Consider the following 22,323-nt stretch of genomic DNA (forward strand, 5'->3'; position numbering starts at 1 on the left):
CCGTAGCGGCAAGATTCAGGGCCGCTTGTTGCCGGTGAGCTTCTCGTACTTGACCCAGAGTTGATCCTCGCTTTCGGCCTTTTCAGGATTCTTGGGGATGCAATCCACCGGACAGACCTGGACGCACTGGGGCTCGTCGTAGTGGCCGACGCATTCGGTGCACTTGCCGGGGTCGATCTCGTAAATTTCCGCTCCCTGCGAAATGGCTTCGTTCGGGCATTCGGGCTCGCAAACGTCGCAATTGATGCATTCGTCGGTAATCATCAGGGCCATGGCCGTCTTTCCTCTCTCATTGAACTGAATTGCTTGCCCGCAGGCGCTGTTCGACGCAGGGCTGGACGAACTTGCCCACGTCGCCACCCAGGCGCGCGATTTCCCGCACCATGGTCGCCGAAATGAACATGTACTGCTCGCCCGGGGTCAGAAACACTGTTTCGACTTCCGGATAGAGGCTGCGGTTCATTCCCGCCATCTGGAATTCGTACTCGAAGTCGGACACCGCCCGCAGGCCGCGGACGATGACCTTGGCGCCGCGTTCATGGACGAAGTTCATGAGCAGCGTATTGAAGCCGACGATGTCCACGTTGGGGACATCGGCGAGAATTTCCCGGGCCATGCTCACACGGTCGGCGAGGGCGAAGTGGGGGCGCTTGGCCGGGCTCTCGGCGATGGCCAGGACCACCCGTTCGAAAAGCAGCGCGGCACGGCGCACGAGATCCTCGTGACCCCGCGTCATGGGGTCGAAGGTGCCAGGGTAAATGGCGATTCTATGGTCGAGCATTCAGGCGGGCTCCCGCCGCAAAAGGTGGTAATGGACTTCCCCCGCCCGGCCCCGGCGTGTCGTCGTCCAGGGGCCCAGCGAGTCGATGGCGTATTCGGCTTCGACGTAGAGCGCTGCGTCTTCCCGGGCCAGGCGGTCCAGGTGGGGGACCAGTCGGTCGATCCATCCGTGCCGATAGGGCGGGTCGAGGAGGATCAGGTCGAAGCGCGATGCCGTCGAGGCGGCGTATTGTAGCGCATCCCCGCGCAGCAACTCTACCCGCGCCGCGCCTCCAAGAAGCGCCGCGTTGGTCTTGAGCGCCGCAAAAACCTTTGCGTTCTGCTCGACCAGGGTCACCCGGCTGGCCCCCCGGGAGGCGGCCTCGAAGCCCAGGGCACCGCTGCCTGCGAAGAGGTCGAGGCAGGCCTGGTCGGTGAGATCCTGGCCCAGCCAGTTGAACAGGGTTTCGCGCACCCGGTCGGGGGTGGGGCGCAGACCTTCACTGTCCGGAAAGCGCAGCAGGCGGCGGCGCCAGTCGCCCCCGACGATGCGGACCGTGTTCACCCGTGCCCCTGTGCAGACTCTCAGTCAGCCGCCACCGTCACCGTCACCAGACTCTCGATGCGGACGTGGCGGGCGAAGGCGCGGCGCACGTCTGCGGCGCTCACCGCGGCGATCTTCTCCTGGTAGCGATCCAGGTAGTCCAGGGGCAGGCCGTAGAAGCCGATGTTGGCGACGTTGTCGAGAATCTTCTTGTTGCTGTCCAGGCGCAGGGGGAAGCTGCCGGTGAGATTGGCCTTGGCGGCTTCCAGCTCCTGGGCCGTGGGGCCTTCGGCGAGGAAGGCCTTGAGTACGTCGAGGCTCACGGCAAGGGCGTCCCTGGCCTGGGAGCGCTTGGTTTGCAGGCCGATTTGAAAGGGACCGGCCTGCTTCAGGGGCGCGAAGTAGCTATAGACGCTGTAGGCGTAGCCCCGCTTGTCGCGCACTTCCTTCATCAGGCGGGAGACGAAGCCGCCGCCGCCCAGGGTGTAATTGCCCACCAGCAGCGGGAAGAAGTCCGGATTGCCGCGCTCCACGGTGGGCAGGCCGACCATGATGTGGGCCTGGGCGGCGGGATGGGCGACGTCGTCACGTCCGCCCTTGGGCGACGAGGGCGGGGCGGGCAGGGCAGCGACGGCTCCTGCCGGCAGGCCGGCCACGAGGGCTTCGGCGATCGTCTCCGCTTCGGCCCGGGAAAGATCGCCCACCAGGGTGACGCTGGCGTTCCTGGCCGTGTAGTGGCTCCGGTAGAAGCTCAGCACTTCGTCGCGGCTCAGCGCGGCGACGCTCTCCGGGGACGACTGGCGGCCGTAGGGGTGATCGGGGTAGAGCGCTTTCCAGAAGGCGCGGCCGCCGATGGCGTCGGGGCGGGTGAGAGCGTCCTTGAGGCTGGTGACGGTGCGGGCCTGTTCGCGCTGGAAGATGGCAGCATCGTAGCGGGGGGCGGTCAGCACGGCGCGCATGACTTCCAGCGCCGGGCCGCGCTTGTCGCTCGCCGCCAGGGTGCGCAGGGCCACCGAGGCCCTGTCCGTGTCGGCGCCGCCGGAGAGCACGGCACCCACGTCCGCCAGGCGGTCGGCAAGGGCGTTTTCGTCCAGGTCACCGGCGCCCAGATCCAGGAGGGCGCGGGTCAGCGCCGCGGTGCCCGACTTGCCCTGGGGATCGAACATGGAGCCGGCGGCGAAATCCACCTGCACGTCGAGGATGGGCAGACCCCGGCTGGCGACGTAGAACACTCGTGCGCCGGAGGGGGACACCCAGTGCTCGATGGCGACGCCGGCCCGGGCCAGGGGGGCGCAGGCAAGGACGGCGAGGGCGGTGAAGGCGAGAATGAGACGTTTCATCGGGGCGTTCTCAGTGACGGGTGGCGACGCCGGCGCGGCGCGGCTTGCCGTCCAGGGGTTGGGGGTCGAGGACGCCGATGGTGAGGCTGTCGTCGTTGAAGTATTTTTTCGCCACCGCCTGGACGTCCGCGGCGGTGACCGCCTGGAGCTTTTCCAGGATGCGTCCCACGTCACGGTAAGAGAGGCCGGTGACTTCGAACTGGCCGATTTCCATGGCCTGGGCGAAGACGGAATCGAGCTTGTAGGTCTGGCTGGCGACGATCTGGGCCCGGGCGCGCTTCAGCTCGGACTCGTCTACGCCGTCCTTCTGGATGCGGGCGATCTCGGCCCGCAGGGCCCCTTCCAGATCGGCCACCGTGTGCCCTTCCGAGGGGCTGCCGTGCAGGTAGAACATGCCGGGGCCGCGGGCGGTGGAGTCGTACTCGACGCCGGCCGACACGGCGACCTTGTCTTCCCGCACCAGTTTCTTGCCGAAGCGCGCCGCGGCGTGGCCGTCGAGGACGGCCCCCAGCATTTCCAGGGCGTAGGGGTCGCTGTCCCGGACGACGTCCCGCAGAACGGGCGCCTTGTAGCCCATGAGCAGCACCGGCAGCTCGGCAGGGCCCTTGACCGTGAGGCGGCGGACTCCCTCCTGCAGGGGCTCGGTCTGGGGCCGGCGGACGGGCAGGGGCCGGCCTTCCAGTGCGCCAAAGTGCTTTTCCGCCAAGGCGAAGACCGCCTGATGATCCACGTCTCCCGCCACGACGACGGTGGCGTTGTTGGGCAGGTACCAGATGTCGTACCAGGCGCGGGCGTCGGCGGCGGTCATCGACTCCAGGTCGCTCATCCAGCCGATGATGGGGCGGCGGTAGGGATGGGCCTGGTAGGCCACCGCGTTCATCTGCTCGAAGAGTTTGGACTGAGGGTTGTCGTCGGTGCGCATGCGTCGCTCCTCCATGACCACCTTGATCTCCTGTTCGAATTCCTTGGCGTCCACGTTTAGGTGGCGCATGCGGTCCGCTTCCAGGGCCATCATTTGCGGCAGTTTCTCCTTGGGTACCTGCTGGAAGTAGGCGGTGTAGTCGCGGCTGGTGAAGGCATTGTCGCGGCCGCCCGCGGCGGCCACCAGCCGATTGAATTCGCCCGGTCCGACGCTGGGGGTGCCCTTGAACATCATGTGTTCGAGGACGTGGGCGACGCCCGAGTTGCCGTCGACCTCGTCCATGCTGCCCACGCGGTACCAGACCATCTGCACCGCCGTCGGGGCGCGCCGGTCCTCCTTGACGATGACCTTGAGCCCGTTCTTGAGCGTGGTTTCGAAGGGGTTGGGCAGGGCCGGGGTGGCCAGCAGGGGGAGGAAGAGGGCGGCGAGGAGCCGGGGCAGCTGGCGACGGGGGGTGCCGCGGCGGTCGGGGGCGTGCAGGTCCATGGGGTGGGGGGCTTTCTGCTAGAATGGCATACCGTTTGCGTGCGGCATCTTAAAGGCTTGCCGCCGCGCTGTCAGTAGCGCTTCAGACCCCAATCTCCATGTTCAGTTTCTTCAAGAAGTCCGGCGAGCCGGATCAGCCGGCCGCCGAGGCTGCGCCTTCCTGGCGCGAGCGGCTTTTCCGCGGCCTCTCCCGCACCCGCGCCCAGTGGGGCGGCAAGCTCAAGTCGCTCTTCTCCCGCGGCAAGGTGGACGACGAGCTGCTGGAGGAACTGGAGACCCTGTTGCTCACCTCGGACGTGGGCATCGAAGCGACCCAGCACCTGCTCGACGCCTTGAAGGCCCGCGCCAAGCGCGACAAGCTGGAAACCCCCGAGGCCATCCAGAAGGCCCTGGCGGATGCCCTGGCGGAAACCCTCGCGCCCCTGGAAGCGCCGCTGGTCATTGCCGGCCACAAGCCCTACGTCATCATGATCGCCGGGGTAAACGGGGCGGGCAAGACCACCTCTATCGGCAAGCTGGCCAGGTATTTCCAGGGCCAGGGCAAGAGCGTCCTGCTCGCCGCCGGCGACACCTTCCGGGCGGCGGCCCGGGAGCAACTCCAGACCTGGGGAGAGCGCAACGGCGTCACCGTCATCGCCCAGGAAGGCGGCGATCCGGCCGCGGTCATCTTCGACGCCATCGCCGCCGCCAAGGCCCGCGGCATCGATGTCGTCCTGGCCGACACCGCCGGCCGCCTGCCGACCCAGCTTCATCTCATGGAGGAAATCGCCAAGGTGCGCCGGGTCATCAGGAAGGTCGAGCCCGACGGTCCCCACGAAACCCTGCTGGTGCTCGATGCCAATATCGGCCAGAACGGCCTGGCCCAGGTGCGGGCCTTCGACAAGGCCATCCACGTCACCGGCCTGGTGGTCACCAAACTCGACGGTACGGCCAAGGGCGGGGTACTGGCCGCCATCGCCCGGCAGTGCCCGAAGCCGGTGCGCTTCATCGGCGTGGGCGAAGGGATCGACGACCTGCGTCCCTTCGTCGCCCGGGATTTCGTCGACGCCCTGTTCGAATGATCGCCGCCTCCGGCCTCACCAAGCGCTACCCGGGCGGCTTCGAGGCCCTGCGGGATGTGAGCTTCGAAGTGTCGGTCGGCGAAATGGTCTTCATCACCGGCCACTCCGGGGCGGGAAAATCGACCCTGGTCAAGCTGGTGGCGGCCATCGAGCGGCCCACCTCGGGGAGCCTGGTGGTCAATGGCCAAAACCTCGCCGCTCTCCGCAAGAGTGCCCTGCCCTACCTGCGTCGCCACTTCGGCCTGGTGTTCCAGGATCAGAAACTGCTCTTTGACCGCAGTGTCCTGGAAAACGTCCTCCTGCCCCTGGAGATCGTCGGGCTGCCGCGGCGGGAGGCCGTGCGCCGTGCCCAGGCCGCCCTGGACAAGGTGGGGCTGCTGGCCCGGGAAAAGGCCCGCCCCATCGCGCTTTCCGGCGGCGAACAGCAGCGCCTCGCCATCGCCCGGGCCGTGGTCAATCGGCCTACGGTGCTGCTGGCCGATGAACCCACGGGCAATCTGGACGCCGCCTCGGCTCTGGAGGTGCTGGAAATTTTCGAGTCCTTCCACCAGGTCGGCGTGACCGTCGTCGTCGCCACCCACGACCCCCAGTGGATCGAGCGCTATCGCCCCCATGTGCTGTGCCTGGACCACGGGAGGCTCGCCGCGTGAGCGCCTGGTTCTCCCAGCACCGGGCGGCCTTCGTCCGCGCCCTGCGGCGCCTGGTCGGCTCGCCCTTGAACACCGTCCTCTCTCTGCTGGCCATCGGCATTGCCCTGACGCTGCCCGGTGCCGGTTTCGTTCTCCTGGAAAATTTGCGCGACCTCGGCCGCAGCGTTTCCGGCGCGCCCCAGATCAGCGTTTTCATGGCCCTGGACGCGAGCCGCAAGGAAAGTGCCGAAATCGAAGCCCGCCTGCGGCAGAAGTTGGGCACCGCCTGGCGCTTCGTTCCCCGGGAAGAGGCCCTGAAGCGGCTTCAGGCCCGCGAAGGCATGGCCGAGATCGTCGCCAGCCTGCCCCGCAACCCCTTGCCCGACGCCTTCATCGTCGAACCCCAGGGCGCTTCTCCGGAAGAACTCGAATCCCTGCGCCGCAGCTTCGCCGAGTGGCCCCGGGTGGCCCACGTCCAGCTCGATTCCGCCTGGATCAGGCGTTTCGATGCCTTCCTGCGCCTCGGGCGCCTGGCCGTCACCCTGCTTGCTGCGGTTTTTGCCGCTGGCCTGGTGGCGGTCACCTTCAACACCATCCGCCTGCAAGTGCTCTCCCAGGCGGCGGAAATCGAGGTGGCGCGCCTGATCGGCGCCACCGACGCCTTCATTCGTCGGCCCTTCCAGTATTTCGGCGCGCTGCAGGGGCTGCTGGGGGGCCTGCTGGCCTATGGCCTGGTGGCCGCCGGCCTGGGTCTTCTCGCCGCGCCGGCGGGGGAATTGGCCAGCCTCTACGGTGGCGCCTTCGTGCTGCGCGGCCCCGGCCTTGCGGCCGCCGCGGCCCTGGCGGCCTCCGGTGCTTTCCTCGGCTGGCTCGGCGCCCAGCTTTCGGTCAGCCTGTCGCTGCGCAGGTTTGGCTAGCCGCCGCGATTTCCTCCGCACCCTGGGCGCCGCCGCCGTGGCGGGCTGCGCCCCCGCCGTTCCGCCCCTGCCGCCGGGGGAACTCCTCGGCATGTCCCACGCCCTGGGCCATCGCCTGCGCGATGGGGGCTTTCCGCCGGCGGAAGAAACCCGATCGGTCGGCGTCCTCGTCGTCGGCGGCGGGGTTTCCGGGCTTTCCGCGGCCTGGAAGCTCGACAAGGCCGGCCTGGACGATTTTCTCGTCCTGGAAATGGAAAGCGAGGCGGGAGGGAATTCCCGGGCCGGAAGCAGCCCCCTGGTCGCCTACCCCTGGGGTGCCCACTACTTGCCGCTCCCGACGCAGGAGTCCCGCGCGGTGCGCGAACTGCTGGCCGAAATCGGCACCCTGCAAGGCGATGCGGCCGCGCCAAGCCCCGTCTACGACGAGAATCGCCTGTGCGCCACGCCCCAGGAGCGGGTCTTCCGGGACGGCCTGTGGCAGGAGGGTCTCCTGCCCCACCTGGGCGTCTCGGCCGAGGAGCGCGCCCAGCAGCGCCGCTTCCAGCAGGCCATGGAAGGACTCAAGCAGGCCCGGGGCCGCGACGGCAGGCGGGCCTTCGCCATCCCCATGGAGCTCTCCAGCCGCGACCCGCAGTGGCTCGTTCTGGACCGCATCCCTTTCTCCCGCTGGCTCGACGAACAGGGCTTCACCGCCCCCACCCTGCGCTGGCTCGCCGACTATGCCTGCCGCGACGACTACGGCCTGCGCAGCGCCCAGACCTCCGCCTGGGCAGGCCTGCATTACTTCGCCTGCCGCACTGGCCGCGCCGCCAACGCCACCGGCGACACCGTTCTGACCGGCCCGGACGGCAACGGCTGGCTGCTGCGGGGCCTCGCCCGGCGGGCCGAAGGGCGAGTCCTGACGGGCGCCCTGGTCTGGCGCATCGAGGAAGGCCGCCAGTCGGTGACGGTGGACTGCTGGGTGCCCGCCGAGGGCAGGAGCCGCCGCTACGTCGCCCGGCAGGTGGTATGGGCGGCTCCCCTTTTTCTCCTTCCCCGGGTATGGCGCGGCCTCCCGGCTCCCCTCGCGGCGGCAGCCCGGAACGGCGACTACGCCCCCTGGCTGGTGGCCAACCTGCACCTGGCGGATTTCCCCGAAGAACGCCACGGCGCGCCGACGGCCTGGGACAACGTGCTCTACGAGGGCCAGGGCCTGGGCTATATCGTCGCCACCCACCAGCTCATCCGCCGCCGTCTGCCGGGCACCGTGTTCACGTATTACCGCGATTTCAGCGACCTGGAGCCGGCCGCCGCCCGCCGCCTGCTGCTGGACACCTCCCGGGAATCCTGGGCCGATGGCATCCTCGCCGAACTGGAGCGGGTCCATCCCGACCTCCGCCGCCACACCACCCGGCTCGACGTCTTCCGCCACGGCCACGCCATGCGCCGCCCCATCCCCGGATCGCTGTGGGGTGCCGGCCGCCCGGCACTGGCCGCGTGGTCGTCGCCCCGGGTGAAGCTCGCCCACGCCGACCTCTCCGGCTTCTCGCTCTTCGAAGAGGCCCAATACCGGGGCATTCTGGCGGCCGAACGGGTACTGCGCACGGAGGGGCGGCGCTTTTCAAGTTCCCTTTGAGGGCTGGAAGGCGCGGCAGGTACAAGCAAATCGGCGGGTCGATTGACCGAGTTGCGCGATTCGTTCAGCATGACCAGATCGGACTGCGGAGAGCCTTTTCATGCTGACATTGACTGCAAACGAGGCCAGGAATCGCTTTGGCGAATTGCTCGACCGCGTGCAGCGGGAACCCGTCCAGGTGACTCGCCGCAATCGGGTGGTGGCGATGTTGGTCTCGCCGGAAGACTATGGGGCCATGCGCGATTTCTATGCTGGGCGTTTGGGCCGGATCCTGGCACAGACGGCCGGTGAAGCGGCTGCCAGGGGGCTCAACGAAGTGGAACTGGAAAAATTGCTGGGCGATGAAAGTTGAGCTGCGGTTGTCGACAGCACGAAATTCATCGGCACAGCCTTTACGGCATTGGTGCACCGCTGTCGATCCTCGCGATTCAGTTGGGGCAGACAAGTTCGGCTGGGAGCAGGCCGGCTGATCCCAGCGCTCAGCCGACTTCCGACAACCTTCTCGATTCCTTGGGGTCGCGGAACACCAGCGGTGCCGTGATGCGCTGGGCGTCGGGCAGTTGGGCCCGGGCGACGGCGGCTTCGATCATGGCGTGGTGGGGGGATTTGCTGCACACCGGATCGGCGGCGTTGGGATCCTGGGAGAGCATGTAGGCCTGGCAGCGGCAACCGCCCAGGTCTTTTTCCTTCTCGGGGCAGCTCTGGCAGGGCTCCTTCATCCAGCCGGTACCGCGGTAGCGGTTGAAGCCTTCGGATTCGTACCAGATTTCCCGGATGCCCATGTCACGCACGTTGGGAAACTTGAGTCCGGGCAGCATGGCGGCAGTGTGGCAGGGCACGGCGGTGCCATCGGGGGTGACGGTGAGGAAGACGCTGCCCCAGCCGTTCATGCACTTCTTGGGGCGGGTTTCGTAATAGTCGGGGACGACAAAGAAGATGCGAATCCTGTCCCCCAGCTTCTGCCGGTACTCGTTGGTGATGCGCTCGGCCCGCTCCAGTTGCTCCCGGGACGGGAGCAGGTGGTCCCGATTGACCTCGGCCCAGGAGTAGTACTGGCTGTTGGCCAGTTCCAGGTACTCGGCGCCCAGGTCGACGGCCATCTGGATGATTTCGCCGATGTAGTCGATGTTCATGCGGTGGATGACGCAATTGAGCACCATGGGCCAGCCGTTGGACTTGATCAGGTGGGCGACCCGCTGCTTCAGTTCGAAGGTGCGGGTGTGGGAGAGGAAATCGTTGAGCTCCCGGGTGGAATCCTGGAAGGAAAGCTGGATGTGGTCGAGGCCGGCTTCCTTGAGCTTGGCGGCCCGGGCGTCGGTGAGGCCCACGCCGGAGGTGAGGAGGTTGGTGTAGAAGCCCAGGCGGTGGGCTTCGGCGACCAGGATTTCGAGATCTTCCCGCAGCATCGGCTCGCCGCCGGAGAAGCCGCACTGCACGCTCCCTGCCGCCCGGGCCTCGCGCAGCACGCGCAGCCAGTCTTCGGTGGACAGCTCGGTTTCCGTGCGGGCGAAATTGACCGGGTTGTAGCAGAACACACAGTGCAGCGGGCAGCGGTAGGTTATTTCCGCCAGCAGCCACAGGGGCGGGCCGACGGGGGGCAGGGATTGGGGGGCGTTCATGATCGTGCTCCCAAGGGGTTTTCAGCCCTCGACCCAGAGTTTCTGGCGGGCGATGGCGAGGAAGGCCAGCACGTCGGCGGCCAGGCCGGCCTGGCCGAAGGTCGTTTCCAGGTCGGCGACGATGGCCGCGACGGGGGTCTGGCCGTCGCAGCGCTTGAGGATTTCGCCGGCGCTCTGGTTGAGCTTGACCATGCCCTCCGGGTAGAGGAGCACCCAGTTGCCCTGGGCCTCCTCCCACTGGAGGCGGAACTTGCGCGAGACGCCCGGGCGGGCGTCGAGTTCGCCGGCGTCGCTCACGCCTTCGGTCCCTTGATGGCCACTTCGCACTGGCTGAGCATGATGGAATCGGCCAGGGCCCAGAGCACGTCGAGCTTGAACTGGAGAATTTCCAGGGCCCGCTCCTGCAGGGCGCGGGACTGGCTGAAATAGTCCAGGGTGAAGCGCAGGCCGTGCTTCACGTCGCGGCGGGCCTGGGTCAGGCGGTTCTTGAAGTATTGCAGGCCTTCCGGCTTGACCCAGGGGTACTGGTCCGGCCAGGTGTCGATGCGCTGCTGGTGGATGTGGGGGGCGAAGAGTTCGGTGAGGCTGGAGGCGATGGCTTCCTGCCAGGGCTGCTGGCGGGCGAAGTTGATGTAGGCGTCCACGGCGAAGCGCGAGGCGGGGGCGACGAAGCGCAGGGAGGTCACGTCCTCCCGGGTGAGGCCGGTGGCGATGCCGAGTTGAATCCAGGCCTCGATGCCGCCGGGATCCTGGACGCCGCCGATCTCGTAGCCATCGTGGTCGAGGATGCGCTGAATCCACTCGCGGCGCACTTCCCGGTCCGGGCAGTTGGCCATGATGGCCGCGTCCTTCACGGGGATGGCGATCTGGTAGTAGAAGCGGTTGGCGACCCAGCCCTGGAGTTGCTTCTGGGTCAGCTTGCCCTCGGCCATCATGACGTGGAAGGGGTGGTAGATGTGGTAGCCGGTACCCTTGTCCCGAAGCTTCCCTTCGAATTCCTCCGGGGACCAGGGGGCGCGGGTGTCATTCAGCATGGCGAGGTGGGTCATAGTTCGATTTCCATTCCGTCGTAAGAAACTTCGATTCCGTGGCGGGTCAGCTCGGCCCGCTCGGGGCTGTCTTCGTTGAGGATGGGATTGGTATTGTTGATATGGATGAGAATCTTGCGCGTCGTGGCCGGCAGGCGGTCGAGCCATTCGATCATGCCGTCGGCGCCGGACTGGGGCAGGTGGCCCATGGCGCGGGAGGTCTTGGTCGAGGCCCCCAGGCGGATCATTTCGTCGTCGGCCCACAGGGTGCCGTCCACCAGGACACAATCGGCGGCCTGCATCGCCGCCCAGACGTGATCTTCCATCTGGCCCAGGCCGGGGGCGTAGAAGAGGCGGCGGCCGCTCTTGGCGTCGGTGATGGTGACGCCGATGTTGTCGCCGGGCTGGGGATGGTCACGGTGGGGCGAATAGGGGGGGGCATTGCTGATCAGCGGCAGGGCGGCGAATTCCAGGCCCCGGATGCCGTCCATGGCGAAGCTGCCGGCCAGCGGAATGTCGTGCCAGTCCAGGTCGCAGTAATGCTCCAGCACCTTGAACAGCGGGTTCCCGGTGCTGAGGTCTTCGCGTACCAGGGAGGTGCACCACAGGGCGTGGGGCTGGCGATGTTCGCGCAGCATATAGAGCCCGGTGGTGTGGTCGATCTGGGCGTCGATGAGGACGATGGCCCGGATGGCGGTGTCGCGCAGGCTGCGGGCCGGCTGCAGGGCGGGGAAGCGCTGCACCTGTTGCAGGACGTCGGGGGAGGCGTTGAACAGCACCCAGTTCTCGCAATCGCCGGAAACGGCGATGGACGACTGGGTGCGGGCGGTGGCCCGGAGGGTGCCCTTGCGCAGGCCGTCGCAGTTGGGGCAGTTGCAGTTCCACTGGGGAAAACCGCCGCCGGCGCCGGCGCCGAGGATGTGAATTCGCATCGTATTTACCTGGGCCGGGGCAAAAGGCCGCGGCCAAGAAAATCGGGACGTCCGGCCGGTTGCGACCGCGACGTCCCGATGTCATCTGTTCTCCGGGCGGCTTCGCCCGTTGCCGGAGATTCCCTCTTCGCAGCCTGCGTAAGCGCTCGCGGGCTGCGCGTCGGGTTGGGCCCGCCGGCCGTCAGGGACGGGCCGGCGGGTGCAAGTACGCTCTTAGCGAGTGGCGATGTACATCGTGATTTCAAAGCCGAAACGCATGTCGCAAGCTGCGGGAGTTTGCCAGACCATGATGAGTCTCCTGTTGGGTTTCACAATTCGGAACCGGCGGTTCCGGACTTTATTGCACCGGAGCGAAGGCCCCGACACGGTTCCCATGGTGCCCGGCGGCGGCTTGATGTGCGTCAAAGAATCCTGGGAGTTCGTCTCGTGATTTTCATGAGGCGTACAGGAGGTGGGGATGCCGTTCGGCCCGCCAGGCGGTTTCGTCGGGCCGGGCCAGGGCGTCCAGGTCGCCGGGCTCGGCCCCCGGGTCGTCGACCCATTCCCGCAGCAGGGGCGAGCCGTTGATGAGGTCGATGGCCAGACGTTCCCGCTCGTACTCGTAGGGAAAGTCACGCCACAGGGGGTACTCCGGGCAGAGGCGCCGCAGGGCCTTGAAGGCCAGGGCCATCAGGCGCCAGGGGCGGAAGGCGGCATGGTCGTAGCGGCCGTCCTCGACGTGGATTTGCAGGCCATGGCACAGCTTGCCGGCGTGCTTGTGGAAGGTGGGCTCGAACCAGCACTGCCGCAGGCGGCAGCCGGCCAGCCAGTCCGGGGCGAGGAGGACCATCTCGGCCGCCAGGGCGCGGGCGTCGAGATCGGGGGCGCCGAAGAGTTCCAGGGGCCGCGTGGTGCCCCGCCCTTCGGAAAGGGTCGTGCCTTCCAGCATCACCGTCCCGGCATACGCCCGGGCCATGAAGAGATTGGCGGCGTTGGGGCTGGGGTTGATCCAGGGACGTTCGCCCAGGGGCCAGCCCCAGCCGGGCGCCAGGTCGGCCTGCCAGCCGCTCATGGGGATGACCCGGTATTCGAGGTCGAGGCGACCCCGGGCGATGAACCAGGCGCCCAGTTCCCCCAGGGTGAGGCCGTGGCGCATGGGGAGCGGGCCGGCGCCGACGAAACTCTCCCAGCCCGGGCGCAGGGTGAGGCCTTCCACCGGCCGGCCCGCCGGGTTGGGGCGATCGAGCACCCACACCGCCTTGCCCCGGGCGGCGGCTTCTTCCAGGACGTAGAGCAGGGTGGTGATGAAGGTGTAGATGCGGCAGCCCAGGTCCTGGAGGTCCACCAGCAGCACATCGAAGCTGTCCATCATGGCGGGGGTCGGGCGGCGCACCTCGCCGTAGAGGCTGAAGACCGGGATGCCCAGCAGCGGGTCGAGAAAATCCGGCGACTCGACCATGTTGTCCTGCTTGTCCCCCCGCAAGCCGTGCTGGGGGCCGAAGGCCGCGCTGAGACGCAGCTCGGGCAAGGCGGCGAGGGCGTCCAGGGCGTGGGTCAGGTCGGCGCTGACCGAGGCGGGGTGGGCCAGAAGGGCGATCCGGCGGCCGGCCAGGGGGCGGCGCAGGGCGGGGTCGGCGAGAAGGCGGTCGAGTCCGAAGGCGGGGGCTGGGGTCATGGGTCAGACGGTGCAGGGTCGGGGCAGACGAGGACGAAGCCCCGGTGGTCATGGAAATCGGGTTGCGGGGCCGGATGGGCGAGGGCCCAGTAGGAGAGGGAGCCGTTCCGGCTTTCCAGCACCGCGCTGAGGCCGAGCCGGAGTGGGCGTTCCCGGGGTAGGGCAGCGGCGGGGATGATGGCCCCCAGGCTCAGCCGCCCTTCGCCATGCAGGGCCAGGAGGGCCGGCGGGGTGCCGGGCGCGAAGTCCGGTTGCCGCTCGCGATAGCGCGTGAAGGCGTAGGCGGCCCAGGAGCCGGACGGAGAAAAGTTGAACTCGCGATAGGCCTCGCCGTCCATCGTTGCGGCGAAGACCTCCAGGCAGGTGTGCTGCCACAGGCCGTCGGCAGGGTGCGCAGGACCGGGGGGCGGAACCCGCAGGGCGGCCAGGTCGCCCGAAAGTTCGAAATCAACCGCGAGATCGCCCGCGTCGTCGAAGGAGGCCGCGCCTTCGACGCGCACCGCGGGCGGGGAGGAGAGGCTGGGGTGGCAGCGGAGCGGATTGAACAGGGCGGACATCGGATCGAACGGCGGGTTCGGCGGGGCAGGCGGTACTTTACCTGTTTGCCCGCCTTTGGGATCATCGTCAGGGATTGAGCGTGGTTGTGGGCCACCCGGAGGGGGTCAAAATAACAATGAATGCATGCAACATACCCGTGGTCCTGGTGGTCGAGCCTTCCCCGTTCAACCGGGATCTGATCTGCGACTGTCTGGCCCAGTTGCCCGATGCCCGCCCAGTGGCCGTGGGCAGCGCGCAGGAGGCCCTCGCCCGCTACCAGGAACTTGCACCGGCCCTGGTGCTGCTCGACACCGCCCTGCCCGACCTGGACGGCCTCGAGGTGGCGCGGCGCATCCGGGCCCGGGAGAAATCCAGCGAAAAAGCCGATCTGCTGGCCTGGACGCCCATCGTCTTCCTGTCTTCGGCGACCGACGACGAGGCCCTGGCGCAGGGCATCATGGCGGGGGGTGACGACTACCTGACCAAGCCCATTTCCGAAATCGTCCTGATGGCCAAGGTACGGGCCATGCTGCGCATCGCCACCATGCGCGAGGCCCTGCGCGATGCCCATCGCCTGCTCACCGAGATGAGCTATGTCGACGGGCTCACCCACATTCCCAACCGGCGTCGCTTCGACGAAGTCCTGGCCAGCGAGTGGCGGCGCGCCATGCGGCAGCACACGCCGGTGGGGGTCATCGTCTGCGACGTCGATTTCTTCAAGCAGTACAACGACCACTACGGCCACCAGGCGGGGGACAGCTGCCTGGAGGCCGTCGCCGGAGCCCTGCACGACTCCCTTTTCCGCATCGAGGACCTGGTGGCCCGCTACGGCGGCGAAGAGTTTGCCGCCGTCCTGCCGGGGGACGACGCCGGGGGAGCCTCTGCGGTCGCGGAGCGCATGCGCCACTCGGTGGAATCCCTGCGCATTCCCCATGTGGGCGGGGTGGCCGGCTTCGTGACCTGCAGCTTCGGGGTCGCCAACGCCCGCCCCGATGCCAGGGGCAGTGCCGCCGATCTGCTGCAAGCGGCGGACGCGGCGCTCTACGCCGCCAAGCGGGCCGGTCGCAACCGCGTCGCCTTGGTCGAGCCCCGCCTGGAGGCAGGCTCGACCGCCCGATGAGCCCATGCGGCACGCAAGGTCACTGACCCGGCGCTCCAGTACCGCGGCGAGGGAAAGCGCCAGAAGGGACTTTCTCCTTCGGGGGCGGGACAAGCGGTTTCTTGGACGCGGCCGTCATTTCGGGTAACTTATCGCCTTGCCGCCCGGAGTGCTCCGTTCCAGGCCGTTCCACCGCTTCTGCGCTCCCCCGATGCGAATTCTCGTTTTCCTCCTCGTCCTCGCCAATCTGCTCTTCTTCGCCTACACGGAGGGCTACTTCGGGCGCCCGGAAAACCCCGACGCCCTGCGCGTCGAGCAGCAGGTGCGGCCCGAGCAGGTGAAGGTGATCTCCCACGGCGTGGCTCCCGTCGAAGGCGGGGCCTCTTCACCCGGATCGGTGCCCGAAGCGGCGTCCGCCCCCCCCGCGGAAGCCCCGACCCTGCCTGCCGGGGCGGCCGAACCAGCCACCATATGTCTGCACTGGAGCGGCATGGCTGCCGTCGAGGCCGACCGGCTTTCCGCCCTGCTGGCGGGAAAGTTCGATGCCTTCCGGCAAAGTCGGCGCCAACTGGTCCCTGATGGTGGAACCTGGTGGGTCTTCATTCCCCCCCAGCCGAGCAAGGCCGACGCCGACCGCAAGGCCGCCGAATTGAAGCGCCTGGGGGTCAGTGACTACTTCGTCATCCAGGAGCAGGGGCCCAATCATCTGGCCATTTCCTTGGGTGTGTTCTCCGCCGAGGCGGGCGCCCAGGGACGGCTTGCCGAACTGCGGGCGCAGGGCGTCAAGAGCGCGCGACACGGCCCGCGTTCCGGCAAGGAAGCCCAGCACAGTCTGGACGCCATCGGCCCGGCCGAGAGCCGCGAGGCCTTGTTGGCGACGGTCGCGGCGGAACTCCCCGAACTCAAATCCCAGGCCTGTCCGTGAGCGCCTTCATCGTCGGTCTCACCGGCGGCATCGGCAGCGGCAAGACGGCGGTGGCTGCGTGTTTCGCGGCTGAGGGAGCGGCGGTTGTCGATACGGACGGCATTGCCCACGAACTCACCGCTCCGGGGGGGGGAGCCATGGCGGCCCTCGTGCAGGCCTTCGGGTCGGCCATCCGGCGGCCGGACGGCGGGCTCGATCGCGCCGCCATGCGCGCCCTGGTCTTTGCCGACCCCGCGGCGCGGGCGCGTCTGGAATCCATCCTGCACCCCCTGATCCGCCAGACAGCCTTCGCCCGCTGCCGGGCGGCAGCTTCGCCCTACGTGATCCTCGCCGTACCGCTCCTGGTGGAGACTGGCGCCTACCGGGATGCCTGTGACCGGGTTCTGGTGGTCGATTGCGACGATGCCCTGCGTATCGCCCGGGTTGGCGCACGCAGTGGCCTGGGGGAGGCCGAGGTGCGGGCGGTGATGGCGGCCCAGGCCACCCGTGAGGCGCGGCTGGCCGTCGCCACCGAGGTGCTGCACAACGACGGTGCGCTGGACCGCTTGGGCCAAAAAGTCGCTCCGCTGCACCGCAAATACCTCGAATTGGCTGCCGCAAAACTTCAAGCAGCCTGTTGAGATTTTGCTGCAAATGGCTCAGAATTCAGGCATTTTCGCGAATTTGTCGGACGGCGCCAGCCCGTGATCACCTACGAGTACCCCTTCAACGAGCGCATTCGCACCCTCCTGCGCCTGGAAGACCTGTTCGACAAGACCCTCTATTTTGCGCAATTGGATGGGGCGCAGGAACACCATGTCGCCTTGGTGACCCTGTTCGAAATCCTGGAAGTGGCAGGCCGCGCCGACCTCAAGATGGATCTCATTCAAGAGCTCGAACGCCAGCGGCAAACGCTGCTCGCCTACCGCAATAACCCGGAAATCTCTGAAGAAGCCCTTTCCGGGGCGCTCTACGAAATCGAGCAGTCCTCCGCTGCCCTGCTCGCCATGACCGGCAAGATCGGGCAGTACCTGCGCGAGAACGAGTGGCTCATGGGCATCAAGAGCCGGGCGGCGATTCCCGGCGGCGTGTGCGAATTCGACCTGCCTTCCTACCACTGGTGGCTGCATCGCTCGGGCGCCCAGCGGCAGGACACCCTGGCCGCCTGGACCAACCCGCTGTTGCCCCTGCGGGATGCGCTGGCGATCGTGCTGCGGCTGTTGCGCTCCAGCGGCCGGCCCAAGGCCTATACCGCCGGTGCCGGGCAATTTCAGCTCAACCTGGGGGGCAGCGCGGCCCAGATGGTGCGTATCGCCGTCGCTCAGGTCGATGCCGCGGTTCCCGAGGTCAGCGCCAACAAGTACGCCCTCAACGTCCGTTTCACCAACCCGCCCAACAGCGATGCGCGCAGCAAGATGTGCGACCGGGACGTGGACTTCGAGCTGACCTTCTGCAATCTTTGAGCCGCAGGTTGCCATGACGCGCAAGGTCCGTTGCCCCCAGTGCGGGGACGAAGCCCTGTGGGGGCCGGAGAATCCCTGGCGCCCTTTTTGTAGCGAGCGCTGCAAGGCCATCGATCTGGGCTGCTGGGCTTCCGACAGTTATCGCATCGCGGTGGCCGAGGAGGATGCCGGTGGCGAAGGCACTCCCGAGAACCCGGCACGGGCCGGCGGCTGATACCGGCTCTGTCCTGCCAGCCTTGGGCGGCGGGGCCCTACCAGCCGCGCATCAGGGCGATGCCGTGGGCTCCCCGGGACTGCGCCGTGGCGAGATGTTCAAGACGAAGGCCCCCCAGGGCGAACACCGGTATCTCGGTTTGCGCCACCAGCACGGTGAAGGCGTCCCAGCCCAGGCCCGCCTGATCCGGATGGGTGGGCGTGGGCAGAACCGGCCCGAGAAGCGCGTAATCCAGGCCGAGCGCGGCTGCCTGCCGCAGTTCTTCGCCGTTGTGGCAGGAAGCCCCGACCAGGGGAAAATTCGGCCGTTGCGAGGTGCGGCGCAGGCGGTCTGCCGGCAGGTGCAAGCCTGCGTGTAGCCGCGCTGCCAGGGTGGGATCGTCGTTGATGACCACGGCCAGGCCGCGGCTGCGGGCCATTTCCACAACGCTCTGGGCAAACCAGGCGCGGGGGCCTTCGGGCAAGGATTTCTCGCGCACCTGGATGAGGCCGACGCCCCGGCTGGCGGCGCTCTCCAGGCGCGCCAGTTCCCCGTCCTCGCCGATTTCGGAGCAGTGGGTAATGCCCATGACGGTGGGCAGGGCCAGGGCATCGAGGATGGGGCCATTGGCCGGAAGCACCGGCGCGACCGGGATCGGCTCGCAGCGTTTCAGCCAGGCGACGGCGCTGTGCTCCACCGGGGCGGTGACGCCGATCTCTCCCTCCCAGGCGGTGACGCGCCAGAAATGGATGCGCACCGTCGCATGGGGATAGACGAAACGGCGGGTGAGCCAGGGCGTGGCGGTCTGCACGGCGATGCCCAGTTCTTCCTGCAGTTCCCGCACCAGCGCGGCGTGGACGCTTTCGCCGGCTTCGACCTTGCCGCCGGGAAATTCCCAGTAGCCGGCATAGACCTTGCCCGGCGGGCGCTGGGCCAGCAGAAATTCCCGACCGCCGCTGCGCAGGATGACGGCGGCAGCGACCTCGACCGGGGGATTCATCGCCGGGAGCGGTGGCTGCCCGCCCAGTCCTTGGCGAATTGCCAGGCTACCCGGCCGCTGCGGGAACCGCGGGCCAGCGCCCAGTTCAGCGCCTCGCGCTCGGCGGCGGCAATACGGGCTTCGCTCACCCCGTAGGTGCGCAGCCAGTGGGCGACGATGGCCAGGTAATGGTCCTGGTCGAAGGGGTAGAAGGAAACCCAGAGACCGAAGCGCTCGGAAAGGGAAATTTTCTCCTCGGTGCTTTCGCCGGGGTGGATTTCGTCTCCCACGCGATGGGCTTCCAGGTTTTCCGCAAAATACTCGGGCATCAGGTGCCGCCGGTTGGAGGTAGCGTAGAGCAGCACATTCTCCGGCGCCGCCGCCACGGAGCCGTCGAGGACCGATTTCAGTGCCTTGTAGGCCGTCTCTCCGGCCTCGAAGGAGAGGTCGTCGCAGAAGACGATGAAGCGTTCCTTGCGCCCGGCCAGCAGGTCCACCAGGTCGGGCAGGTCGATCAGATCGTCCTTGTCCACCTCGACGAGGCGCAATCCCCGGTCGGCGAAGGCGTTGAACACGGCCTTGACCAGGGACGACTTGCCCGAACCCCGGGCGCCGGTGAGCAGCACATTGTTGGCCGGCCGGCGCGCCAGGAACTGGCGGGTGTTGGCGACGACGCGGGCTTTCTGCTCGTCTATGCCGGTGAGGTCGGCGAGGCGGATGGCGTGGGGGTCGCGCACGGCCTGCAGGGTGAATCGCCCTGCGCTGCGGCGCCAGCGGAAGGCGCGGCCCGCGGTCCAGTCCAATGGGGGAGGCGGTGCGGGCAGCAGGGCTTCCGCGCGGGCCAGGACGGACTCGAGGCGCTCCAGCAAGGATTCGACAGACCTCGGCTCAATCATGGAGGGCTCGTCCAACGGAGGTTTCCGGGATCATTGAGGCGGTATACTGCGCGGCTTGATGAAGAAGCCTGCCACTCTAACCAAGTCCCCGGCAAAACTCCATGTAGGCGTCCTGGCCCTGCTCGGGCTAGCGGGTTGCGCCAGCCTGGGCTCGATGCCCTGGAGCAGTCAGGCCGGGGGGGCGCCGACGGCCGAAGTCGCGCCCGCAACGCCTGCTCCTGCAGCCCCCCCCCAGACCTGCCCGGCTCCGGTCCCTTGCCCTGCCTGTCCCGTCTGCCCGGCGGCCGTCCCGAGCGCTCCGGCCAAACCCCTCCAGCCCGTCGCCTGGTCCGAGCTTCCCGGCTGGCGTGAAGACGACCTGCGGGCCGCCTGGCCGCCCTTCCTGCAATCCTGCCGTGGTCTCGCCAGCCGTCCCCAGGGCAGTGCCTGGAAGCGCGTCTGCGATCTGGCCCGGGAAGTGGATGGCAAGGACGCGGCCGCCGTAAGGCGCTTCTTCGAGGCTGAACTGCGCCCCCATGCCGTTTTCGGCGCGGACGGCAACGCCAGTGGCCTCATTACCGGCTATTACGAACCCCTGCTGCGGGGGAGCCGTACGCCGGGGGGGCGTTATGTCCAGCCGGTGCACGGGGTGCCGGATGACCTGGTGACCGTGGACCTGGGCGAGCTCTACCCGGAATTGAAGCATTTGCGCCTGCGGGGCCGGCTCCAGGGCAACAAGCTGGTGCCCTATCACAGTCGCGGCGAAATTGCCGCCCAGGAAGGCCGCTTCCCCGCCCGCACCCTGTTGTGGGTCGATGATGCCGTCGAACTTTTCTTCCTCCACGTCCAGGGCTCCGGGCGCGTCAAATTGCCTGATGGCAGCCTGGTGCGCCTGGCCTACGGCGATCAGAACGGTCATCCCTACCAGTCCATCGGCCGGCTCCTGGTCGAGCGGGGCGAACTGCGTCTGGAAGAGGCCTCCATGCAGGGCATCCAGGCCTGGGGGCGGGCCAACCCGGCCAAACTGCCCGAACTGCTCAACGCCAATCCGAGTTACGTCTTTTTCCGCGAGGGCGGTAACGGCCAGGAAGGTCCGGCCGGATCCCTGGGGGTTCCCCTCACGGCCGAGCGCAGCCTGGCGGTAGATCCCAGGACGATTCCCCTGGGGGCGCCGGTCTTTATGGCCACCACGCAGCCCAATTCGAGCCGCCTCCTCAATCGCCTGATGATGGCCCAGGATACCGGCGGTGCCATCAAGGGCGCCGTGCGGGCGGATTTTTTCTGGGGATTCGGGGCACAGGCCGGCGAGCAGGCCGGCCGCATGCGGCAGCCTGGCCGCCTGTGGGTGCTCCTGCCACCGGAAGCTGCGCCGCGGTAAATTGCACCAGCAAATGGCGCACGAGCGCCGCATGCACTATATGAGTGCGCACCGGGCGCCCCGTTCTGTAGCAAGCCCTTGATTTTGGGTGGATAGATGCACTGGAATGGTGCTTGCTTTCACTTTCCGGTTCTTTGATCGGGAGGTTTCATGGAAGCATTTCAGTCTGGAGGCAACGTCCTCTTCATCCTGCTGGGCGCCATCATGGTGCTCGCCATGCACGCCGGCTTCGCCTTTCTCGAAGTCGGAACCGTGCGCAAAAAGAATCAGGTCAATGCCCTGGTCAAAATCCTGAGCGATTTTGCGGTTTCCACCCTGGCCTACTTCTTCATCGGCTATAGCGTGGCCTACGGCGTCAATTTCTTCTCCGGTGCCGAAGCCCTGCTGGACAAGAACGGCTTCGAACTGACCAAGTTCTTCTTTCTGCTGACCTTTGCCGCGGCCATCCCCGCCATCATCTCCGGAGGCATCGCGGAGCGCGCGCGCTTCAATCCCCAACTGGCGGCCACCTTCCTGCTGGTGGGCTTCGTTTACCCCTTTTTCGAAGGCATCGCCTGGAATCAGGGTTACGGCATCCAGGCCTGGCTGAAGGCTTCCTACGGGGCCGAATTCCACGACTTCGCCGGTTCCGTGGTCGTCCATGCCATGGGCGGCTGGATCGCCCTGCCGGCCGTGCTGCTCCTGGGGGCCCGCCACGGGCGCTATTCCAAGACCGGCGCCATTTCCGCCCACCCGCCTTCATCCATTCCCTTCCTGGCCCTGGGGGCATGGATTCTCACCGTCGGCTGGTTCGGCTTCAACGTCATGAGTGCCCAGACTTTGGACAAGATTTCCGGCCTGGTGGCGCTCAATTCCCTCATGGCCATGGCGGGGGGTACCCTGGCGGCCCTGGTGTTGGGCAAGAACGACCCGGGCTTCGTCCACAACGGCCCCCTGGCCGGCCTGGTCGCCGTGTGCGCCGGTTCCGACATCATGCATCCCATTGGCGCCCTGGCGGTGGGCGGCGTTGCCGGCGCCCTGTTCGTCGTCATGTTCACCCTGACCCAGAACCGCTGGAAGATCGACGATGTGCTCGGCGTATGGCCCCTGCACGGCCTTTGCGGCGCCTGGGGCGGCATCGCTGCCGGCATCTTCGGTGCCCAGGCCCTGGGCGGGACGGGCGGCGTGGCCTTCATGCCCCAACTGCTGATGACCCTGCTGGCCATCGCCATCGCCCTCATCGGCGGTGGTTTGGTGTACGGCGGTCTCAAGGCGGCCGTCGGCCTGCGCCTCGACAGGGAAGAGGAGTTCGAAGGCGCGGACCTGTCGATCCACAAGATCACCGCCACGCCCGAGCGGGAAGCCAACTGGTAGCGAGCACCCGAGCTCCGCGCCGACCAGGGTGGCCGG

General features: G+C 67.7%; 26 protein-coding genes. 12 read left to right on the top strand and 14 right to left on the bottom strand.

What is annotated here, in order from left to right; all coding sequences use genetic code 11:
* Positions 1–15: 15 nt before the first annotated feature.
* Genes IPM73_01015 through IPM73_01035 form a run of 5 tightly spaced genes read right to left on the bottom strand, consistent with a single transcriptional unit; the run spans position 16 to position 4,051 of the window.
* Positions 16–273, bottom strand: coding sequence for a YfhL family 4Fe-4S dicluster ferredoxin (locus tag IPM73_01015; protein ID MBK8916675.1), 258 nt, complete (start codon positions 271–273; stop codon positions 16–18).
* Positions 274–289: 16 nt separating this feature from the next.
* Positions 290–781: a pantetheine-phosphate adenylyltransferase gene (gene coaD, locus IPM73_01020; GenBank protein MBK8916676.1), complete on the bottom strand. Its 492-nt coding sequence runs from the start codon at positions 779–781 to the stop codon at positions 290–292.
* Positions 782–1,324: a 16S rRNA (guanine(966)-N(2))-methyltransferase RsmD gene (rsmD, locus tag IPM73_01025; GenBank protein MBK8916677.1), complete on the bottom strand. Its 543-nt coding sequence runs from the start codon at positions 1,322–1,324 to the stop codon at positions 782–784.
* A gap of 20 nt (positions 1,325–1,344) precedes the next feature.
* Positions 1,345–2,643, bottom strand: a complete 1,299-nt coding sequence (locus IPM73_01030) for an insulinase family protein (protein ID MBK8916678.1) — start codon at positions 2,641–2,643, stop codon at positions 1,345–1,347.
* Positions 2,644–2,653: 10 nt separating this feature from the next.
* Positions 2,654–4,051, bottom strand: a complete 1,398-nt coding sequence (locus IPM73_01035; GenBank protein MBK8916679.1) for an insulinase family protein — start codon at positions 4,049–4,051, stop codon at positions 2,654–2,656.
* A 98-nt stretch (positions 4,052–4,149) separates the two neighbouring features.
* On the opposite strand from IPM73_01035, the gene ftsY reads away from it, so the two are divergent.
* From ftsY to IPM73_01060, 5 genes are all read left to right on the top strand, one after another.
* Positions 4,150–5,112 (top strand): signal recognition particle-docking protein FtsY, encoded by a 963-nt coding sequence (gene ftsY / locus IPM73_01040; protein ID MBK8916680.1) that lies wholly within the window; start codon positions 4,150–4,152, stop codon positions 5,110–5,112.
* Positions 5,109–5,762, top strand: a complete 654-nt coding sequence (ftsE, locus tag IPM73_01045; protein ID MBK8916681.1) for a cell division ATP-binding protein FtsE — start codon at positions 5,109–5,111, stop codon at positions 5,760–5,762. The genes ftsY and ftsE overlap by 4 nt, the downstream gene beginning before the upstream one ends.
* Positions 5,759–6,658: an ABC transporter permease gene (locus IPM73_01050; GenBank protein ID MBK8916682.1), complete on the top strand. Its 900-nt coding sequence runs from the start codon at positions 5,759–5,761 to the stop codon at positions 6,656–6,658. Before ftsE ends, IPM73_01050 begins: the two co-directional genes overlap by 4 nt.
* Positions 6,651–8,273, top strand: a complete 1,623-nt coding sequence (locus tag IPM73_01055; protein ID MBK8916683.1) for an FAD-dependent oxidoreductase — start codon at positions 6,651–6,653, stop codon at positions 8,271–8,273. The genes IPM73_01050 and IPM73_01055 overlap by 8 nt, the downstream gene beginning before the upstream one ends.
* A 100-nt stretch (positions 8,274–8,373) precedes the next feature.
* Positions 8,374–8,625 (top strand): type II toxin-antitoxin system Phd/YefM family antitoxin, encoded by a 252-nt coding sequence (locus IPM73_01060; GenBank protein ID MBK8916684.1) that lies wholly within the window; start codon positions 8,374–8,376, stop codon positions 8,623–8,625.
* A 127-nt stretch (positions 8,626–8,752) separates the two neighbouring features.
* Here the strand turns inward: IPM73_01060 and pqqE are convergent, their stop codons facing one another.
* From pqqE to IPM73_01095, 7 genes are all read right to left on the bottom strand, one after another.
* Positions 8,753–9,892 (bottom strand): pyrroloquinoline quinone biosynthesis protein PqqE, encoded by a 1,140-nt coding sequence (gene pqqE / locus IPM73_01065; GenBank protein ID MBK8916685.1) that lies wholly within the window; start codon positions 9,890–9,892, stop codon positions 8,753–8,755.
* 21 nt (positions 9,893–9,913) lie between these two features.
* Positions 9,914–10,189, bottom strand: coding sequence for a pyrroloquinoline quinone biosynthesis peptide chaperone PqqD (gene pqqD / locus IPM73_01070; GenBank protein ID MBK8916686.1), 276 nt, complete (start codon positions 10,187–10,189; stop codon positions 9,914–9,916).
* Complete coding sequence (gene pqqC, locus IPM73_01075; GenBank protein ID MBK8916687.1) at positions 10,186–10,941, bottom strand: pyrroloquinoline-quinone synthase PqqC; 756 nt, start codon at positions 10,939–10,941, stop codon at positions 10,186–10,188. Before pqqC ends, pqqD begins: the two co-directional genes overlap by 4 nt.
* Entirely contained in the window at positions 10,938–11,852 is a 915-nt protein-coding gene (gene pqqB, locus IPM73_01080; protein MBK8916688.1) for a pyrroloquinoline quinone biosynthesis protein PqqB, read from the bottom strand. Before pqqB ends, pqqC begins: the two co-directional genes overlap by 4 nt.
* 213 nt (positions 11,853–12,065) lie before the next feature.
* Complete coding sequence (gene pqqA, locus IPM73_01085) at positions 12,066–12,140, bottom strand: pyrroloquinoline quinone precursor peptide PqqA (GenBank protein MBK8916689.1); 75 nt, start codon at positions 12,138–12,140, stop codon at positions 12,066–12,068.
* A 145-nt stretch (positions 12,141–12,285) separates the two neighbouring features.
* The gene (locus tag IPM73_01090) at positions 12,286–13,506 is read right to left on the bottom strand and encodes a DUF1343 domain-containing protein (GenBank protein ID MBK8916690.1); all 1,221 of its coding nucleotides are present in this window, start codon (positions 13,504–13,506) and stop codon (positions 12,286–12,288) included.
* Complete coding sequence (locus IPM73_01095; protein MBK8916691.1) at positions 13,503–14,063, bottom strand: DOMON-like domain-containing protein; 561 nt, start codon at positions 14,061–14,063, stop codon at positions 13,503–13,505. The genes IPM73_01090 and IPM73_01095 overlap by 4 nt, the downstream gene beginning before the upstream one ends.
* Before the next feature lie 116 nt (positions 14,064–14,179).
* Here IPM73_01095 and IPM73_01100 point away from each other — a divergent pair, with 116 nt between their 5' ends.
* The 5 genes from IPM73_01100 to IPM73_01120 all read left to right on the top strand — a co-directional run bounded on the left by IPM73_01100 (position 14,180) and on the right by IPM73_01120 (position 17,723).
* Positions 14,180–15,163 carry a diguanylate cyclase gene (locus IPM73_01100; protein ID MBK8916692.1) on the top strand — a complete coding sequence of 328 codons (984 nt, stop codon included), beginning with the start codon at positions 14,180–14,182 and terminating at the stop codon, positions 15,161–15,163.
* Between the two features lie 190 nt (positions 15,164–15,353).
* Complete coding sequence (locus IPM73_01105; GenBank protein ID MBK8916693.1) at positions 15,354–16,067, top strand: SPOR domain-containing protein; 714 nt, start codon at positions 15,354–15,356, stop codon at positions 16,065–16,067.
* Entirely contained in the window at positions 16,064–16,687 is a 624-nt protein-coding gene (locus IPM73_01110; GenBank protein MBK8916694.1) for a dephospho-CoA kinase, read from the top strand. Before IPM73_01105 ends, IPM73_01110 begins: the two co-directional genes overlap by 4 nt.
* A 63-nt stretch (positions 16,688–16,750) precedes the next feature.
* The gene (zapD, locus tag IPM73_01115; GenBank protein MBK8916695.1) at positions 16,751–17,509 is read left to right on the top strand and encodes a cell division protein ZapD; all 759 of its coding nucleotides are present in this window, start codon (positions 16,751–16,753) and stop codon (positions 17,507–17,509) included.
* A 13-nt stretch (positions 17,510–17,522) separates the two neighbouring features.
* Complete coding sequence (locus tag IPM73_01120; protein ID MBK8916696.1) at positions 17,523–17,723, top strand: DNA gyrase inhibitor YacG; 201 nt, start codon at positions 17,523–17,525, stop codon at positions 17,721–17,723.
* A gap of 37 nt (positions 17,724–17,760) precedes the next feature.
* Here IPM73_01120 and IPM73_01125 read toward each other — a convergent pair whose 3' ends face one another.
* Together IPM73_01125 and IPM73_01130 are read right to left on the bottom strand one after the other, a co-directional pair.
* Positions 17,761–18,702: a Nudix family hydrolase gene (locus IPM73_01125; protein ID MBK8916697.1), complete on the bottom strand. Its 942-nt coding sequence runs from the start codon at positions 18,700–18,702 to the stop codon at positions 17,761–17,763.
* Positions 18,699–19,577, bottom strand: a complete 879-nt coding sequence (locus IPM73_01130) for an ATP-binding protein (protein ID MBK8916698.1) — start codon at positions 19,575–19,577, stop codon at positions 18,699–18,701. The genes IPM73_01125 and IPM73_01130 overlap by 4 nt, the downstream gene beginning before the upstream one ends.
* A 58-nt stretch (positions 19,578–19,635) precedes the next feature.
* On the opposite strand from IPM73_01130, the gene IPM73_01135 reads away from it, so the two are divergent.
* Complete coding sequence (locus IPM73_01135; protein MBK8916699.1) at positions 19,636–20,934, top strand: murein transglycosylase A; 1,299 nt, start codon at positions 19,636–19,638, stop codon at positions 20,932–20,934.
* 150 nt (positions 20,935–21,084) lie between these two features.
* Complete coding sequence (locus tag IPM73_01140) at positions 21,085–22,287, top strand: ammonium transporter (protein ID MBK8916700.1); 1,203 nt, start codon at positions 21,085–21,087, stop codon at positions 22,285–22,287.
* The last annotated feature ends 36 nt before the right edge of the window (positions 22,288–22,323 follow it).

The sequence above is a fragment of the Betaproteobacteria bacterium genome (assembly GCA_016720065.1).
Lineage (GTDB): Bacteria > Pseudomonadota > Gammaproteobacteria > Burkholderiales > Rhodocyclaceae > SSSZ01.